The organism is Streptomyces sp. NPDC002055 (genome assembly GCF_040296705.1).
GTDB lineage: Bacteria > Actinomycetota > Actinomycetes > Streptomycetales > Streptomycetaceae > Streptomyces.
This window is the reverse complement of the sequence record NZ_JBEOXS010000011.1, coordinates 1-14,582: the sequence shown is the minus strand read 5'-3', so window position 1 is coordinate 14,582 and position 14,582 is coordinate 1. Positions and strand designations below refer to the sequence as shown.

Annotated in this window: 12 protein-coding genes; 6 read left to right on the top strand and 6 right to left on the bottom strand. The window is 73.1% G+C overall.

The annotated features are described in order from the left end of the window. Positions 1 to 56: 56 nt before the first annotated feature. Positions 57 to 1,853: a bifunctional metallophosphatase/5'-nucleotidase gene (locus ABT112_RS08840; RefSeq protein WP_351507139.1), complete on the top strand. Its 1,797-nt coding sequence runs from the start codon at positions 57 to 59 to the stop codon at positions 1,851 to 1,853. 90 nt (positions 1,854 to 1,943) lie between these two features. On the opposite strand, the gene ABT112_RS08835 is transcribed toward ABT112_RS08840, so the two are convergent. The 4 genes from ABT112_RS08835 to pepN form a co-directional block, all read right to left on the bottom strand. After that, positions 1,944 to 3,338, bottom strand: a complete 1,395-nt coding sequence (locus tag ABT112_RS08835; RefSeq protein ID WP_351507136.1) for a lysine N(6)-hydroxylase/L-ornithine N(5)-oxygenase family protein — start codon at positions 3,336 to 3,338, stop codon at positions 1,944 to 1,946. Continuing rightward, complete coding sequence (locus ABT112_RS08830; RefSeq protein ID WP_351507134.1) at positions 3,335 to 4,756, bottom strand: pyridoxal phosphate-dependent decarboxylase family protein; 1,422 nt, start codon at positions 4,754 to 4,756, stop codon at positions 3,335 to 3,337. The genes ABT112_RS08835 and ABT112_RS08830 overlap by 4 nt, the downstream gene beginning before the upstream one ends. Positions 4,757 to 5,111: 355 nt before the next feature. After that, entirely contained in the window at positions 5,112 to 5,936 is an 825-nt protein-coding gene (locus ABT112_RS08825) for a MerR family transcriptional regulator (protein ID WP_351507133.1), read from the bottom strand. Between the two features lie 155 nt (positions 5,937 to 6,091). Further along, positions 6,092 to 8,605 carry an aminopeptidase N gene (gene pepN, locus ABT112_RS08820; RefSeq protein WP_351507131.1) on the bottom strand — a complete coding sequence of 838 codons (2,514 nt, stop codon included), beginning with the start codon at positions 8,603 to 8,605 and terminating at the stop codon, positions 6,092 to 6,094. 351 nt (positions 8,606 to 8,956) lie between these two features. Between pepN and ABT112_RS08815 the strand changes: the two genes are divergently transcribed. Next, complete coding sequence (locus ABT112_RS08815) at positions 8,957 to 9,712, top strand: haloacid dehalogenase type II (RefSeq protein ID WP_351507129.1); 756 nt, start codon at positions 8,957 to 8,959, stop codon at positions 9,710 to 9,712. A gap of 56 nt (positions 9,713 to 9,768) precedes the next feature. Here ABT112_RS08815 and ABT112_RS08810 read toward each other — a convergent pair whose 3' ends face one another. Together ABT112_RS08810 and ABT112_RS08805 are read right to left on the bottom strand one after the other, a co-directional pair. Continuing rightward, entirely contained in the window at positions 9,769 to 10,092 is a 324-nt protein-coding gene (locus ABT112_RS08810; protein ID WP_351507127.1) for a chorismate mutase, read from the bottom strand. Between the two features lie 674 nt (positions 10,093 to 10,766). Then, positions 10,767 to 11,564: a S1 family peptidase gene (locus tag ABT112_RS08805; RefSeq protein ID WP_351507123.1), complete on the bottom strand. Its 798-nt coding sequence runs from the start codon at positions 11,562 to 11,564 to the stop codon at positions 10,767 to 10,769. A 282-nt stretch (positions 11,565 to 11,846) separates the two neighbouring features. Between ABT112_RS08805 and ABT112_RS08800 the strand changes: the two genes are divergently transcribed. The 4 genes from ABT112_RS08800 (at position 11,847) to ABT112_RS08785 (ending at position 14,373) form a co-directional block, all read left to right on the top strand. Further along, positions 11,847 to 12,773, top strand: a complete 927-nt coding sequence (locus ABT112_RS08800; protein WP_351507121.1) for a hypothetical protein — start codon at positions 11,847 to 11,849, stop codon at positions 12,771 to 12,773. A 110-nt stretch (positions 12,774 to 12,883) separates the two neighbouring features. After that, entirely contained in the window at positions 12,884 to 13,357 is a 474-nt protein-coding gene (locus ABT112_RS08795) for an SRPBCC family protein (RefSeq protein ID WP_351507119.1), read from the top strand. Continuing rightward, a complete protein-coding gene (locus ABT112_RS08790) occupies positions 13,336 to 13,773 on the top strand; it encodes a CBS domain-containing protein (RefSeq protein WP_351507117.1) in 438 nt (145 codons plus the stop codon). Before ABT112_RS08795 ends, ABT112_RS08790 begins: the two co-directional genes overlap by 22 nt. Positions 13,774 to 13,926: 153 nt before the next feature. After that, positions 13,927 to 14,373 (top strand): hypothetical protein, encoded by a 447-nt coding sequence (locus tag ABT112_RS08785; RefSeq protein ID WP_351507115.1) that lies wholly within the window; start codon positions 13,927 to 13,929, stop codon positions 14,371 to 14,373. Positions 14,374 to 14,582: the final 209 nt, after the last annotated feature.

The window sequence follows — 14,582 nt, the reverse complement described above, 5'->3', positions numbered from 1 at the left end:
ATCTACGCGCGTCGTATTCGCGCAGACGCGCACACAGCTGAACAAGGAGCCCGTAGATGTCGATCGACCGAAGGAAGTTCCTGGGCCGCACCGCGGCGACCGGAGCGGGGGTCGCCCTCGCGGGCACCGCCGTGCCCGCGGAGGCGCGGGGCCACGGCCACGGCCGTCCCCCGCAGCGGTACTCCTTCACCGTCATGGGCACCACCGATCTGCACGGCAACGTCTTCAACTGGGACTACTTCACGGACAAGGAGTTCGACGACAAGGACCACAACGACGTCGGCCTCGCCAAGATCTCCACCCTGGTGGAGCAGGTCCGCAGGGAGAAGGGCCGGTCCAACACCCTGCTGATCGACGCGGGCGACACCATCCAGGGCACCCAACTCTCCTACTACTACGCCAAGGTCGACCCGATCACCGGCGCGGGCGGCCCGGTCCACCCCATGGCGCAGGCCATGAACGCCATCGGGTACGACGCGGCGGCGCTGGGCAACCACGAGTTCAACTACGGCATTCCGGTGCTGCGGAAGTTCGAGGAGCAGTGCGACTTCCCGCTGCTCGGCGCCAACGCGCTCGACGCGCGGACCGGGGCCCCCGCGTTCCCGCCGTACTGGATGACCCGGCTGCGCACCCCGTGCGGCCGCACCGTGAAGGTCGCCGTCCTGGGGCTCACCAACCCCGGGATCGCGATCTGGGACAAGGCCAACGTACAGGGGAAGATGACCTTCCCGGGGCTGGAGGAGCAGGCGGCGAAGTACGTGCCGCGGCTGCGGTCGATGGGCGCCGATGTGGTGATCGTGTCCGCGCACTCGGGCAGCAGCGGCACCTCCTCGTACGGCGACCAGCTGCCGCACATCGAGAACGCGGCGGCGCTCGTCGCCGAGCAGGTGCCGGGCATCGACGCGATCCTCGTCGGCCACGCGCACACCGAGATCCCCGAGTACCGGGTCACCAACAAGGAGACCGGCCGGGAGGTCGTGCTGTCCGAGCCGCTGAAGTGGGGCCAGCGGCTGACGCTCTTCGACTTCGGTCTGGTGTGGCGGAAGGGCCGCTGGGCCGTGGAGTCGGTCGCCGCGAAGGTGCTGAACTCCAACGCCGCCGCCGAGGACCCGAGGATCACCCGGCTGCTCGGTGACGAGCAGGCGAAGGTGGTGCGGTATGTGAACCAGGTGATCGGCACCTCCACCGCCGCGATGGCCGCGGCCGAGGCCCCGTACAAGGATGTCCCGATCCTCGACTTCATCAACCACGTCCAGGCGGAGACGGTGAAGGCGGCCCTCGCCGGCACCGAGCACGCGGCGCTGCCCGTGCTCTCCCAGGCCTCGTGCTTCTCCCGCACGGCGGCGATCCCGGCGGGGAAGGTCACGATCCGCGAGGTCGCCGGGCTGTACCCGTTCGAGAACACCCTGGAGGCGCGGCTGCTGACCGGCGCCCAGCTCAAGGAGTACCTGGAGTTCTCGGCGCGGTACTACGTCACCACCCCGGCCGGTGGCGAGGTGGACCCGGCGAAGCTGACCAACGCCGGGAACACCCCGGACTACAACTACGACGTGATCAGCGGCCTGGGCTACGAGATCGACATCGCCCGGGAGCCGGGCTCCCGGATCGGCAAGCTGACCTACGACGGCAGGCCGCTGGACGAGAAGGCGCAGTTCGTGCTGGCGGTGAACAACTACCGGGCGAGCGGCGGCGGCAACTTCCCGCACATCGCCAAGGCGCGGCAGCTGTGGGCGAACTCCGACGAGATCCGCAACACGATCATCGCCTGGGTGAAGGCGAAGGGCACCATCGACGGCGCGCGGTTCGCCTCGGTGGACTGGCGGCTGACCCGGGACGGCACCCCGGTCTTCTGACGGCGGCCGATGGCCGGGGCCCCGGGGTGATTCCGCCCCGGGGCTCCCGGCGCCCCGCGTGCCACCCTGCCGGGCGGCCCCGCGGTGCGGTCAGGCCCGGGTGCGGACGAGCCGGCCGCGCTGGTCGGGCACCTGCCCGCTGCCCGGCCCCGGGGTCAGGCCGAAGGTGGTGAACGCGGTGCGGGACGGCAGCGGGTAGGCCGTCCTGCCGAGGAGCGAGTTGAGGATGACGGCGCTGCGCCAGGCCATCAGGCCGAGGTCGGGGGCGCCGACGCCGTGGGTGTGCCGCTCGGCGTTCTGCACGTGGACCGAGCCCTGCACGCCGCGGTCCAGGACGAGCCGGTACTGCTCGTCGATCTGCGGCCGCCCGGCGGCGTCCCGGTGCACAGAGGCGTCCAGCGGGCCGAGGACCGTGTCGAGGCGGCTCTCCCGGTAGCCCGTGGCCAGGACGACGCCGTCGGTGGTGAGCCGGCTGCGGGTGCCCTGCTGTCCGTGTTCCAGGTGGAGCTCGACCTGGGTGGTGGCGACGCGTCCGGCGGTGCGCACGGAGACGCCCGGGGTGAGGACGGCGTCCGGCCAGCCGCCATGCAGGGTGCGCCGGTACAGCTCGTCGTGGATGGCGGCGAGGGTCTCGTGGTCGATTCCCTTGTGGAGCTGCCACTGCCGCGGCAGCAGCTCGTCCCGCACCGGCTGCGCGAGGCCGTGGAAGAAGCGGGCGTAGTCGGGGGTGAACTGCTCCAGGCCCAGCTTGCTGTACTCCATGGGCGCGAAGGCGGGGGTCCGGGCCAGCCAGGTCAGCCGCTCGCGCCCGGCGGGGCGGGCCCGCAGCAGGTCGAGGAAGACCTCGGCACCGGACTGGCCGGCGCCGATCACCGTGAGGTGGTCGCCGCGGAGCAGCCGGTCCCGGTGGGCGAGGTAGTCGGAGGAGTGGACGACGGGGACGTCCGGGGCGTCGGTGAGCGGGCGCAGCGGCTCGGGGACGTAGGGGGTGGTGCCGATGCCGAGGACGAGGTTGCGGGCGTAGGTGCGGCCCAGGGCCTCGGCTTCGCCGTCCGGGCCGAGCTGGGTGAAGTCGACTTCGAACAGGCCGCGTTCGGGGTCCCGGCGGACGGCGTCGACGTGGTGGCCGAAGTGGAGTCCGGGGAGCTGTTCGCTGACCCAGCGGCAGTAGGCGTCGTACTCGGCGCGCTGGATGTGGAAGCGCTCGGCGAAGTAGAAGGGGAAGAGCCGCTCGCGGGTCTTGAGGTAGTTGAGGAACGACCAGGGGCTGGCGGGGTCGGCGATGGTGACGAGGTCGGCCAGGAACGGCACTTGGAGGGTGGCGCCCTCGATGAGCAGGCCGGGATGCCACCGGAAGGACGGCCGCTGGTCGTAGAAGGCGGTGCGCAGGCCGGGCACGCCGTGGGCGAGGGCGGCCAGGGAGAGGTTGCACGGGCCGATGCCGATGCCCACCAGGTCCAGGGGCTGATCGTTCTCGGTGGTCATCTCGCGGTGCTTCCTTCCACGATCTTGAGCAGGGCCTCCAGGTCGGGCGGCCGGGTGTGCGGGTTGAGGACGGTGGCCTTGAACCAGAGCCGTTCGGTGCCGTCCCGGTGGTCGGTGGCGTGGGCGCGGCCGAGGACGACGCGGCCCTCGGTGAGCAGGCTGCGGCGGGCGGCGGCCACCTGCTCGTCGGTTGCCCCGTCGGGCCGGAAGAGGACGGTGCTGAGGGTCGGCCGCTCGTAGAGGACGAAGCCGGGGCGGGCCTCGACGAGGTCGGCGAGGCGCTGGGCGGCGGCGCAGGTGTGGTCGACGAGTTCGGCGAGCCCGGTGCGGCCGAGGGCGCGCAGGGTGACGGCCATCTTGAGGATGTCGGGGCGCCGGGTGGTGCGCAGGGAGCGGCCGAGGAGGTCGGGGATGCCGGCCTCGGTGTCGTCGGGGGCGTTGAGGTAGTCCTCCTGGTGGTCCAGGGTGGCGAGCACGGCGGCGTCGGGGACGGTGAGGAGGCCGGCGGCGACCGGCTGCCAGCCGAGTTTGTGCAGGTCGAGGGTGACGGAGTCGGCGCGGGAGAGGCCGTCGAGCCGGTTGCGCAGGGTGTGGCTGAAGAGGAGCGGCCCGCCGTAGGCGGCGTCGACGTGGAACCGGGTGCCGTGGGCGGCGCAGACGTCGGCGAGCTGGGGCAGCGGGTCGATCTCGCCGGTGTCGGTGGTGCCCGCGGTGGCGATGGCGAGTGCGGGGCCGTTCAGCCCGCCGAGGGCGGCGTCGAGGGCGGTGGGGCTGAGGATGCCGGCGGGGGTGGGGAGGACGACGGGCCGGGGCAGGCCGAGGAGCCAGGCGGCGCGGCGCACGCTGTGGTGGGCGTTGGCTCCGCAGACGACCTGGAGGGGCCCGCGCTCGCGGGTGAGTTCCCGGGTGATCAGCAGGGCGAGCTGGTTGGACTCGGTGCCGCCGGTGGTGACGAGCGCGTCGGGGGCGGCGCCGTGCGGGAACACCTCGGTGGCCAGTCCGCGGCAGACGAGGGATTCGAGGGTGGAGGCGGCGGGGGCCTGGTCCCAGGAGTCCATGGAGGGGTTGAGTGCGGCGGCGGCGAGTTCGGCGGCCGCGGCGACGGCGAGCGGCGGGCAGTGCAGGTGGGCCGCGCAGTGCGGGTCGGCCGGGTCGGCGGCGCCTTCGGCGAGGGCGTGGACGAGGGTCCGGAGCGCGGGGTGGGAGCCGACGCCGTTCTCGGGGATGAGCGGTTCGGCCGCGGTCCTTATCCGGTGGGCGACCGTGGCGGGGCCGCCGGAGGGGAAGGGGCCGCCGCGGGCGGTGGTGCCGGACGCGAGCGCTTCCAGGACGGTGTCCAGGAGGGGGCGGAGCTGCCGTGGGCCGTCGGTGCCTCCGGCGAGCGGCGTGAGGGGGGTGCCGTCGGGGGGCGTGGGCATGGTGTGTCCCTCGGGTGGTGGGGCGTTCGGGCGCACCGGGTGCGTCGGCCGGGCGCACTCGATTCTGAGCAAGCATGGCGGAAGAAGCCCGGCCGAGCACGGTGATCGGACTCGAAAGGGGGACTGCTGTCCGGGGCTTGGACGTCGGATTACGTCGGCTGGTAGAGGACGGGGCGCGGCGGGGCAGCTGTGGGGGTGTGCCTCGGGGGCGGGCTGCGAGGGCTCCCCGGGTGGCGAAGGAGAACGGTGGTCCGGCCGCTCGTGGGGAGCGGGCCGGACGCACCGTCAGGGGTGTGGACTCCACAGCGAGTTACGCGCCACGAGGGCGTGTGGTTCAGGCGGTGGGGCGTCTGGTTCAGGCGGGTGTGACCGGTTCCTGGAGTTCGGTCACCCACGCGTCGATGTCCTCCGGGCATTCGAGGTAGACCTCGCGTGCGTATCCGGCGGAGCGGTAGCCGTTGGTGTCGATCCAGCGGGCCAGGGTCTGGGCCGTCGGCATCACACCCTGCAGGGAGCCGCGGTGCACGATGGTGGCGGCGCTGCCGATGGCGGGCAGGTCGACGACGGCGAAGCCGTGGCCGCCGCCCGGGTCGCCGGTGACGGTCAGCCCGGCGTGGACGACGATCGTGCCCTCGCCGTCCGGGGAGTCCTCGTAGTAGGCGATGCCGGGCCCGGAGGGGGTCACCCCCGCGGCGGCCAGGCGACGGCAGAGCTCCTCGTAGAGGGGCTGGATGACGGGGCCGATGTCCTGGGGCCCGTAGCTCGCGGCGGTGCCGGTGAGCTCGGCGACCCGCACCGGGGGGGCGCTCTTGAGCACGATGTCGTCGGCGGGCATGTGTCCCTCGCTCTCGATGGACCGGAGCCTCGCCTCGACCTGGGCCAGTCGCGCCGCGGCGGCGGCCATCGCCTCCTCGAGCTCCGCCTTGCGCAGCCGCAACATGCCGCGCAGCTCCTCGGCTCCGACCTCTTCGTCGAGGATGGCCCGCACCTGCTGAAGGGTGAAGCCGAGGTCCTTGACGGCGATGATGCGGTTGAGCCGGGCGAGCTGGGCGGCGGTGTAGAAGCGGTAGCCGGTGGCGGGGTCGACGCGGGCGGGGGCCAGCAGTCCGATCGCGTCGTAGTGGCGCAGCATGCGGACCGATACGCGGCCGTGGCGGGCGAAGTCTCCGATGGTGAACATGGTGCCTCCGAGTCCAGCGCCTCACACGGTGTCATGGTCAAGCACGGGAGTCCGGAATGGCGCCTGCCGAATTCCTGGAGTGACGGGCTGAATCCGCAGTGTGGTCGCAGGGGGACCCGGACCGGGTCCCCCCCCCTCCAGCGTGTTCCGGCAGGTCAGCGGGGAGTGGCGGCCCCGTCCCGGACGCGCAGGGCGCGCCGCAGGTCGTCGAGGAGGTCGGTCAGCTTGCGGTGCAGCGCCGGGACGGGCCGGGCGGCGGCGAGGTGCTTCTCCCCCAGCCGCAGCGTCTCCGCGTCGGCCACCACGGCCGGGAAGCCGTGGCGGCCCAGGGCGTCGGCGACGGCGGGGCCGCGGCGTTCGGCGGCGGCCACCGCGGCGGGGAACCAGCGGGGCACGTAGTCCCGCAGGAGGTCGCGCTGTTCGGGGTGCCAGAAGCCGTCGGCGGTGGCCGCGACCAGGTAGGTGGACAGCTCGTCGCTGTCGAACATGGCCGCCCAGGCCTTTTCCTTGGCCTGCGGGTCCGGGAGCGCGGCCCGGCAGCGGGCGGCCCCTTCCCGGCCGGTGGCGCCGGGGTCCCGGTCGAGTTCGGCGTCGATGTCCGCCGGGGTCGCCGCGCCGAGGACGGCCAGCCTGCCGTGGATCCGCCAGCGCAGCTGGGGGTCGAGTTCGGGGCTGCCGGGGACGGCGCCCGCGGTCAGCCAGTCGCGCAGGGGCTCGGGGTCGACGGAGCTGTCGATGAAGGTGCGGACGGCGGTGAGCCGCAGCCCGGGCGCCGATCCGTCCTCGGTGAGCCGGATCAGGTCCCGGCAGATCCGGGTGAGGGCGGTCAGCGCGGCGGGGCGGTCCTCCGGAGGGAGGAAGCGGTCGGCGATCCAGGTGCGGGCGAAGGCCAGCACGCCCTGGACGATCGCGGTGTCGGTCTCCCGGGGCAGGTGGGTGCGGGCCGCGTCGAGGTAGGCGGCGTGCGGCAGTTCGCCGTCGCGGACCATGTCGCGGGCGGCGTTCCAGAGCACCGCCCGGCCGAGCGGGTCGGGCAGCCCGGAGAGGGACCGGACGGCCGTCTCCCAGGAGCCGGGGTCGAGGCGGATCTTGGTGTAGCCGAGGTCCTGGTCGTTGAGGAGGAGCAGGTCCGGGCGGGGGCCGGCGAAGGTGAGCGGAGCTGGGTCGCCGTCCTTCGGGACGTCGAGTTCGAAGCGGTCCCGGAGCACGAGCCGGCCCGGGTCGGCGGGGGCGTGCCCGTAGGCGCCGACGGTGATCCGGTGCGGCCGGCTGCCGCTGTGCCGGACCGCCAGCCGCCAGTCGCTGCCGTCCGCCTCGACCGCGGGGGTGAGGGTGTCGATGCCGGTGGTGCGCAGCCAGCGGTCGGCCCAGGCCCGGACGTCCCGGCCGGAGGCGCGGGACAGCGAGTCGATGAAGTCGGCCAGGGTGGCGTTGCCGAAGCGGTGGCGGGCGAAGTGGTCGTTGATGCCGCTGAGGAAGACCTTCTCGCCGAGCCAGGCGACGAGCTGTCGGAGGGCGGCGGCGCCCTTGGCGTAGGAGATGCCGTCGAAGTTGAGCTGCGCGGCGACGGTGTCCGGGACGGCGTCGGGTTCGGGTGCGACGGGGTGGGTGGAGGGGCGCTGGTCGGCGTCGTAGCCCCAGCTCTTGCGGGTGACCGCGAAGTCGGTCCAGGTCCCGGTGTAGGAGGTGGCCTCGGTGAGGATCTGGAAGCCCAGGTACTCGGCGAAGGACTCGTTCAGCCAGATGTCGTCCCACCAGGTGAGGGTCACCAGGTTGCCGAACCACATGTGGGCCATCTCGTGGGCGATCACCATGGCCCGGGTCTGCCGCTCGGTGTCGGTGACGGCGGAGCGGTGGATGAACTCGTCGCGGAAGAGGACGAGTCCGGGGTTCTCCATGGCGCCGAAGTTGAACTCCGGGACGAAGGCCTGGTCGTAGGAGTCGAACGGGTAGGGCTCGTCGAAGATGTCCTGGTAGCGGTCGAAGCAGCGGCGGGTGACGTCCAGGAGTTCGTCGGCGTCGGCGTCGAGGTGGGGGGCGAGCGACCGCCGTACGTGGAGGCCGAGCGGCAGCCCGCGGTGTTCGGCCCGGACCGAGTGGTACGGCCCGGCGGCGAGCGCCAGCAGGTAGGTGCTGAGCGGCGGGGTGGGGGTGAACGTCCAGCGGCCCTCGGCGGGGCGGCCGGCGATGCCGTTGCCGAGCACCGTCCAGGCCGGGGGCGCGGTGACGGCGAGCTCGAAGACGGCCTTGAGGTCGGGCTGGTCGAAGGCGGCGAAGACGGCCGGCGCCTCGGCCATGCCGCACATGGAGTACAGGTACGTCTCGCCGTCGGCCGGGTCGGTGAAGCGGTGCATGCCCTCCCCGGTGCGGGAGTAGCGCATGTCGGCCTCGACGCGCAGCTCGTGGTCGCCCGCGGTGAGCCCGGTGAGCGGCAGCCGCCCGTCGGCGAGGCCGGCCGGGTCGAGCTCCTGCCCGTCGAGCACCGCGCGGTGGAGCACGGCGGGGCGCAGCTCGACGAAGGTGTCCGCGGCCTCGCGCGCGGTGAAGCGCAGGACGGTGGTCGAGCCGAACAGCTCGTCGCCGCGCGTCAGATCGAGGTCGAGGGTGTAGCGGTGGACTTCGAGTATGCGGGCGCGGATCTGCGCTTCGTCGCGTGTCAGTACGGACATGGCTGACATGCTGCCGCATGGCCGGTGGGCGGTGCAGCGGGGTTGCCATGGCCTCGCCGGTGGCCGGGCCGGTGGCCGCGCCGTCCGCGGAGCGTCCGCGAGGGGCGCGGGGCGCGGGGCGTCCGCGAGGGGCGCGGGCGGTGGTGAGCCGCAGACCGGGTCTTCGTCCGGTCCCGCAGTGAGCCCGCGGCCCCCTCGTCGTCCGGTACCGCGACGCGCCTCCGCACGACGGTCCGCCGCACGACGGTCCGCCGCACAGCCGACGAAACCTGTCGGCCCCGGTCTCCGTCCATGAGGGTGGAAGGACGCCGGGACACGGTTGAGGGGACGATCGAGGGATGGGGACGGCTCATGGACGTTGATGCCGCAGTGTTCGATGTGTTCGGGACGCTGACCGACTGGCGGTCGAGCGTGAGCCGCGAGCTGGCCGGCGTCGGCGGCCGGGCCGGGCTGCGCGCCGACTGGCCCGCCGTCACGGACTCCTGGCGGCGCGGCTACCACCCGGCCCTGGGACGGATCCTGTCCGGAGAGATGCCCTGGATACCGCTGGACGATCTGCACCGTCTCGTGCTCGACGAGGTGCTGACCGCACACAGGCTGGACCGGCTCGGCGAGGCGGAGCGGGACGAACTGGTCCGGGCCTGGCACCGGCTGCGCCCCTGGCCGGACGCTCCCGTCGGCCTGGAGATGCTGCATCGCACCCGGGTGGTCACCGCGTCCCTGTCCAACGGAGGTGTCGGTCTGCTCGCGCGCCTCACCAAACAGGCCGGACTCCGCTTCGACTGCATCCTGTCGGCCGAACTCGCCAGGTCCTACAAGCCCGACCCGCGGATCTACCGCACGGCGGCCGAACTGCTCGCGGTGGAGCCGCGGCGGCTGCTCATGGTCGCCTGCCACCCGGACGACCTCGAAGCGGCGGCCCGGGCGGGGCTGCGCACCGCCTATGTCCCGCGCCCACTGGAGTGGGGGCCGGACGCCGACCCCGTCGGACCGCCCGACGGCGTCGACCTCGTCGCGGACGACATCGTCGCTCTGGCCCATGCCCTCGGCGCATCCGGGGCGGACCGGCCGCTCACCTCCGGCAGCCGGGTCAGCCAGGTGCATTGATCACGAGCCGGCGGTCGCGCCGTCCGCGCGGGCAACAACGCTCGTGATCGATACAGCTAGCCGCGGGCGATCGTCTCGTGGTGGCGGATGACCTCCGCGATGATGAAATTGAGCAGCTTCTCGGCGAAGGCCGGATCGAGCTTGGCGCTCTCGGCGAGTTCGCGGAGACGGGCGATCTGCCGTGCCTCGCGCGCGGGGTCGGCCGGAGGCAGCTCATGCGTGGCCTTGAGGCGGCCGACCTGCTGGGTGCACTTGAAGCGCTCGGCCAGCATGTGGACGACGGCCGCATCGATGTTGTCGATGCTGTTGCGCAACCGCTCGAGTTCGGCCCGGACGGCTTCGTCGTCGAGCGGGGAGCTGTTCACGGACTGATCGGTCATCGAGCGGGTCTCCCGGTTGCGCGTCACGGCGGAGGTACCTGCGGTCACGGTAACAGGAGCGTCCTCCTCCCTTTGTCGCCCGGCCACGGTGCGGTCCTCCCGGGGACGAGGTCCGGTACAGGGCACGCTCCCCCGCCCCGGGTCCCGCTCCGGCCGCTGGTCCTCCCGCCCGGACCGGCTGCCCGCCAGAGGGCGTCCGCCGGACCGTGGGCCGGTCCGCGACGAGGAGCGGACCGGCCCGAGGCACCTGGGTGGTACCCGGGTTCGTCGACGGTGAAGCCGTCCAGGGCGAATCCGGCGGTATCGCTGTCGCCGGTCGTGCGGAGCCCGACCCGGGCGTCGCCCTCGGCGGGGTGCGGTGAACTCGTGCTCCAGGGCGGCGGGAGAGGTCGCGACGGGAGCGGCATGCGGTCGCGTTCCCGCGTCTCCGGAAGCTCGACGGCGGTGACCCACGCGTACCGGCCCGCCGCCTCGTTCTCGTAGCGGAACGCGACCCGGTAGCGGCGGCCGGGGGTGAAGCGGACGCTGTGCGCCGGCCGCGGACACGAACCGGCGCCCGTGCTCGGCACGGGCGCCGGTCGTTTCCCCGCGGTGGTCGGCCGCTCCCCTGACGTCTCTCGGTGGCACTTCTCAGGGGCTCCCGCCGGTGGGTCTCCCCGGGGCTTGCGCGCTGGTCAGCCGCCGAGCTGGCTCGCACCGGCCGCGATGTCCGCCGCGAAGCGGCTCACCTGGGTGTAGACGCCGGGCTTGCCGGGCCGGGCGCAGCCCTCGCCCCAGCTGACTATGCCGACCTGGATCCAGGCGCCGGATCCGTCCCTGCGGAACATGGGGCCGCCGGAGTCGCCCTGGCAGGTGTCGACCCCGCCCTGGTCCATGAACCCGGCGCAGATCTCCTCGCCGGGGACCAGGTCGGAGTAGGCGCTCCGGCAGGTGGTGTCGTCGACGAAGGGCACGGTGGCCTTGAGGAGGTAGCGCTGCTGGCCGCCGCCCTCACGGGCCGCGCCCCAGCCGGCGACGGTGAAGTCGCCCTGGTCGTAGGCGGTGGTGCGGGCGATGGGCAGGGTGGGCAGGTCGATGGGCCGGGCGAGCTTGATCAGCGCCCAGTCCTTGCCGGTGCCGTTGTAGCCGGGGGCCTGGAGGACCCGGGTGGACTTGACCTTGATGGCGCCGGCGGCCTGGAGGTCGACGACGCCGGCGGTGGCGGTGATGCTGCTGTTGCTGCCGGAGCCGTTCACGCAGTGGGCGGCGGTCAGCACGATGGTCTTGGTGTAGAGGGCGCCGCCGCACCCCATGGACAGGCGCACCATCCAGGGGAATTCGCCCTGGGCGGCGCGGGTGCCGCCGACGACGGGCGGGGTGGCGGTTGTGGTGGCGGGCCGGGCCTGGGCGGTGCCCGGCTGGAGGGTGAAGGCGGCCAGCAGTACGGCGCCGGCGGCGAGGCATCTCTTCAGGGATCTGGCGAGGGTCTTCAACGGAAGTCCTTTCGTGGGGGGTCTCCCGCACTCTTGGCAGGCTCATGCCAATTCAGGAATCCGGAAGGGACCGCCGAAGGGGTTCCGTTGGGTGACGGCAGCACACCGCAGGCGTTCCGGACCCTGGGGGATGAGTCCACAAGACGCGCCCTTGGATTATGAGGAGAGAGTGACGTACGCAACAAGAGCCGCCAATAAGCCATTTCTGAGGGCTATTTCAGGCCAATCCCGCCCGGCGCCGCGTTCCGTCCGCTATGAGCCGGCCGACCGTACAGTTGACCTGTGGGCACGGGAACGGGCAGCGACGTGGTGCACGGCTTTCCGCACATCGAGACCGTGCGGTCGGCCATCACCGCGCTCTACCAGCGGCTCTCCCCCGACACGGTGCACAGCTTCGCCGCGAGTGTGCCGCCGGCCGAGGTGGCCTTCGCCGACGCCGACGACCTGCACCTCGGCGCCCAGCGGGTGGCCCGCGCGATGGTGCAGCATCTGCGCCTGCCGGAAGCGCGGATCATCGTGAGCTTCCGCGACATGCACCATGCCGCGAACGTCGAACTCACCGCCGGGCCGGAGTACTTCGTCGAGCTCAACAGCCGGTTCCGGGACCACCGCGAGGACATCGGCGCGGCCCTCGCCCATGAGGTGATGCACATCTATCTGCACCGCCTGGACCTGTCGTTCCCCGGCACGCGCGACAACGAGATCCTGACGGACACCGCCGCCGCCTACCTCGGGGCGGGCTGGCTGCTGCTGGACGCCTTCCGCGAGGACGCCGTCACCTCGCAGAAGCTGGGGTATCTCACGCCGGAGGAGTTCGGGTACGTCCTGGCCAAGCGGGCCCGGGTCTTCGGGGAGGACCCGTCGCCCTGGTTCACCAGCCCGCAGGCGTACACCGCGTACACCGCCGGCCGCGCGCCGGCCCGCCACGACGAGGAGCAGCCCCCGCTGACCGCCGGCGGCTGGGCCGGGCGGCTCCGGTACGCCCGGGAGCGCCGGGCGGCCCAGGGCGGCCGGCCCGTTCCGCCGCCGCACGGTCACGGCGGGCGGGCCGCGCACCCGCCCGGTGGCGGCTACCGCTTCGAGGGCGGTTCCCCGCTGCGGGTGACCTTCCCCTGCCCCACCTGTCTGCAGCGCATCCGGGTGCCCGTCCGCGGCCGGATGCGGGCGCGCTGCGGGCTGTGCCGCACGGTGCTCGACTGCGACACCTGACCTCCGTACCGGTGCGGCGTCCCCGCTCTCCACCGGGGTTCCGCGGCCCGGGGCCGATTCGCGTCCCCTGCCGGGGCGGAGCAACCTGGATAGCAGGTTGGAGGTCTCCGATGAGCACGCTCGAAGAGCAGATCGACATCGACGTCCCCGCGCGGGTGGCCTGGGAGCGTCTGCACCGTGTCGAGGACTACCCGCGGTTCGTGGGCGGGGTCCGGGAGGCGCGGACGGAGGGCAGGCACCGGGCACACCTGGACATCCACGCCGGGGACCGGGTCTACGAGCTCGACGCCGAGATACTCGACCGCGGCCAGGGGCGGCTGATGATGTGGCGCACCATGAACGGCGCCCCGCATCTGGCGGGCACCTTCTCCGTCCTGCCGCTCGACCCCGAGCACACCCGGATCCAGGTCCGGGTGGAGTACGACCCGGACACGGTCAAAGAGGAATTCGGCGGGCCGAAGGGATTCGCGCAGGCCAGTGCGATCGAACGACTCGTACGGAACGACCTCCGCCAGTTCAAGGATCTGGCGGAGAAGGAGCGCACCGAAGGGAAGGACGAGCCATGGCCACGACAGAGTCCATGAGGGCCCGCGACGTCATGCACCAGGGCACGCAGTGCGTCGGGGAGAACGAGACGCTCCTCGACGCCGCACGCATGATGCGCGATCTCGACGTGGGGTGCATCCCCATCTGCGGTGAGGACAACCGGCTCAAGGGCATGATCACCGACCGGGACATCGCCGTCCGCTGTGTCGCCGAGGGGATGTCCCCGGGGAGCGTGCGGGCCGGTGCGTTCGCCGGGCAGCTGTTCTGGACGGATGCGGACGCCTCCATCACCGAGGCCCTGGAGATGATGGAGACCCACCAGATCAAGCGGTTGCCGGTGATCGACGTACGGGACGGCCACCGGCTGATCGGCATGATCAGCGAGGCCAATCTCGCCCGGAACATCCCGGACGCCATGATGGCGGAGTTCGTCGAACGGGTCTACGCGGTCTGACGACGGGCCCGGCTCGGGCCGCTCAGCCGGCTCCCGGGCGGGACGGCAGGGTGTCGATGCCCCGGCGGTCGGGGCGGCTCCCGTCGGGGCCCGCCGGCACCGGGCCGCGCGCGGCAGGACAGCGGTCCGTCACCCCGGCGGCGGGAGGGAACGATGCGATCGGCTGCGGTGGCGGCGGCCGCGCTGCTGGCGCTGGCCGTGGGGACGGCGGGCTGCGGCAGCGGCGATCCGGCCGCGCCTGCGGGCGGCGCCCGCTTCGAGGCCCGGGCCGACCGGATCGCACGCGACTGGCCGGACGTGGGCCCGGTGCCCGGGCGCCATGCCGATCTGCTCCCGCTGGAGGCTGCCGAGCACCCGAGCGGCGCGGCGGGGCCGGCGCTCACGCTCCGGGTGGGCCACGGGGCGTGCGTCTCGGACTGGGGCGCCCGGGTGCGCGAGACGGACCGGCTCGTCGTGGTGGCGGGCTGGGAGAAGCCGAAGGACGTCGACGTCTGCACGGACCAGTTGCTCGTCGACCCGGTCACGGTGCGGCTGCGGAACGCGGTCGGGGACCGCACGGTGGTGGACGCGGCGACTGGGGAGCGGCTGGCCGTGCGGTGAGCCGGGCGGGGGCCGGACCGGGGCCGCGGGGTCGGCGGGGGTCCGGTGCGGGTGAGCGGGGCCGTGCCGCGCGGGGTGGGGGTCTGGGCCGGGGGCCGGGGCCTGCGGGGTGGGGGTTCCGGAACGTATATTTACGGCCCTGGGGGCCACAAATACACGGAAGCTTCCGGAACCCCCACCCCTGCGGCCCCGCCCCCTCCCGCCGGTGG

Bases quoted from the DNA above. Each gene is read 5' to 3' on its own strand.
- ABT112_RS08840 (WP_351507139.1), top strand. From the start codon at position 57: ATGTCGATCGACCGAAGGAAGTTCCTGGGCCGCACCGCGGCGACCGGA.
- ABT112_RS08835 (WP_351507136.1), bottom strand. From the start codon at position 3,338: ATGACCACCGAGAACGATCAGCCCCTGGACCTGGTGGGCATCGGCATC.
- ABT112_RS08830 (WP_351507134.1), bottom strand. From the start codon at position 4,756: ATGCCCACGCCCCCCGACGGCACCCCCCTCACGCCGCTCGCCGGAGGC.
- ABT112_RS08825 (WP_351507133.1), bottom strand. From the start codon at position 5,936: ATGTTCACCATCGGAGACTTCGCCCGCCACGGCCGCGTATCGGTCCGC.
- pepN (WP_351507131.1), bottom strand. From the start codon at position 8,605: ATGTCCGTACTGACACGCGACGAAGCGCAGATCCGCGCCCGCATACTC.
- ABT112_RS08815 (WP_351507129.1), top strand. From the start codon at position 8,957: ATGGACGTTGATGCCGCAGTGTTCGATGTGTTCGGGACGCTGACCGAC.
- ABT112_RS08810 (WP_351507127.1), bottom strand. From the start codon at position 10,092: ATGACCGATCAGTCCGTGAACAGCTCCCCGCTCGACGACGAAGCCGTC.
- ABT112_RS08795 (WP_351507119.1), top strand. From the start codon at position 12,884: ATGAGCACGCTCGAAGAGCAGATCGACATCGACGTCCCCGCGCGGGTG.
- ABT112_RS08790 (WP_351507117.1), top strand. From the start codon at position 13,336: ATGGCCACGACAGAGTCCATGAGGGCCCGCGACGTCATGCACCAGGGC.
- ABT112_RS08785 (WP_351507115.1), top strand. From the start codon at position 13,927: ATGCGATCGGCTGCGGTGGCGGCGGCCGCGCTGCTGGCGCTGGCCGTG.